Annotated in this window: 2 protein-coding genes; one reads left to right on the top strand and one right to left on the bottom strand. The window is 38.1% G+C overall.

Annotated elements, in window-relative coordinates; all coding sequences use genetic code 11:
* Positions 1-256 precede the first annotated feature (256 nt).
* Positions 257-703, bottom strand: coding sequence for an RrF2 family transcriptional regulator (locus AC1DPQ_RS26565; RefSeq protein ID WP_477611408.1), 447 nt, complete (start codon positions 701-703; stop codon positions 257-259).
* A 269-nt stretch (positions 704-972) separates the two neighbouring features.
* Here AC1DPQ_RS26565 and AC1DPQ_RS26560 point away from each other — a divergent pair.
* On the top strand, positions 973-1,858 hold an 886-nt coding region (locus AC1DPQ_RS26560; protein ID WP_477611407.1), incomplete at its 3' end, for a metallophosphoesterase.

Here is a 1,858-nt window from a genome sequence, read left to right as displayed (position 1 = left end):
CCCCCCCGATTGTGCTACTCTCTCTGTTAAATAAACCCGCTTTCCGTTTTATTCCGATAAAGGATCGGAATAAAACGGAAAGCGGGACTGAAAACCACAATGAAAAACTGAACTTTCATTTCCCCCAAAAAAAAATCCCAAACTCAATAAAATGAATTTTGGGATTAATATTTTAAAATCTGCCACGTGTAAGACATATCGTCATAGATGCTGAAACAAGTTCAGCATGACGGATTGGGCCACGTGAAAATAAATATTATAAATTAACGATACCGATTTTCAGATTATCTTCTCTACCAATTACATCAGCAATGCTGGTTTCGGTTAAAACCTTAAGGGTGGCATCTCTAACATCGATAAATGCGCTTCTGATTCCGCATGTTTTCTCATCTACACACTCATCACATTTGTGATAAAAGTTTAAACTTGCACAGGGAACCATGGCAATAGGCCCATCCGTTACACGCATTACATGTACCAATAAAATCTCCTCAGGTTTTTTGTTTAGGCTATAACCACCGCCTGCACCTTTTTTACTGTATAAAAAGCCAGCGTTACGCAGATCGAGCAGAATCTGCTCCAGGAATTTTTTCGGGATATGCTCMTCCTCTGCAATTTTCGAAATTTGCATTGGTGGTTTATCTAAATTTTTACCAAGCGCAACAAGCGCTTTAATGGCATACTTTGTTTTTTTGGACAGCATATTCGCACAAAGCTAATAAAAGAAAGTAAATTATAAAATACGCAACGGGAAGTTGATTGCACAATAAATTGTATAAACGGTCGTCATCCTGAATTTATTTCAGGATCTTTCCCACTATAAAAGATGCTGAAACAAGTTCAGCAGGACGTGGCGCTGAATTGTAAACTTTAATCAAAGCAGCGTAAAAATAACCACGACACAAAACAGAACAACATTTATCGGCGTTTAAAATCTATTTTTACCCACATTCTGAATTACAGATTTCAATAATGAAAAGAAAACTCAATCTATTGCCGCTCATCATAGTTGCAATCATATTTTTTGCCCTTAACGCTTATGTTTTATCTGGCCTGGGTACCATTAATCAATCTACCTGGCTCAGTCCTATTTTCTGGGTCGTTATTGTAGGTTTGACATTTGCGCTGTTATACGCAATTCAGCAAATGCGAATTCAAGGCATGAACCGGTTTTTTCAGATCATCAGTCATGCTTTTTTAATCATCTTTGTCGCAGAACTCGTGTTCGCCTTTTTCCTCCTACTCGGTGATGTTTACCGCTTGCTGTTAGGTTTATCGACTAATTTCCAGCCCGAAGGTTTCCACATTTTAGGCCGCAGCAATTACTGGGTCGATTTTGCATTTGTGATGTTCTGTTTAACCATCGCCTTATTTGCTTATGGCATTACGCAAGGAAAATATGCCTACCGCGTAATTAAACACACTTTATATTTTGATGATCTGCCTCCAAGTTTTGATGGTTTTACCTTAACCCAGATATCAGATGTGCATGCCGGGAGTTTTACTAATCCTAAAGCGGTACAAAAAGGGATTGACCTTATTAATGCTCAAAAAAGCGATCTGTTTGTTTTTACTGGCGACCTTGTAAATAATGCTTCATCTGAGATTGTGCCCTATATTGGACATTTTTCGCAGATTAAAGCTCCGTTCGGCCAATTTTCGGTGTTAGGCAACCACGATTATGGCGACTACATTAAATGGCCTACAGAAGCAGATAAAATACAGAACCTAAATCAGTTAAAAGCTTACCATAAAGAACTTGGCTTTAAGCTTTTATTGGATAAACATGTTGAATTGCATAAAAACGGCGAAAAAATAATACTCGCTGGAATAGGAAACTGGGGAATTGGTTTTGGAG

Source organism: Pedobacter sp. 01T416_2, assembly GCF_056398925.1.
Note: the sequence above shows the minus strand (reverse complement) of the source record. Positions and strands in the feature narration are given on the sequence as shown.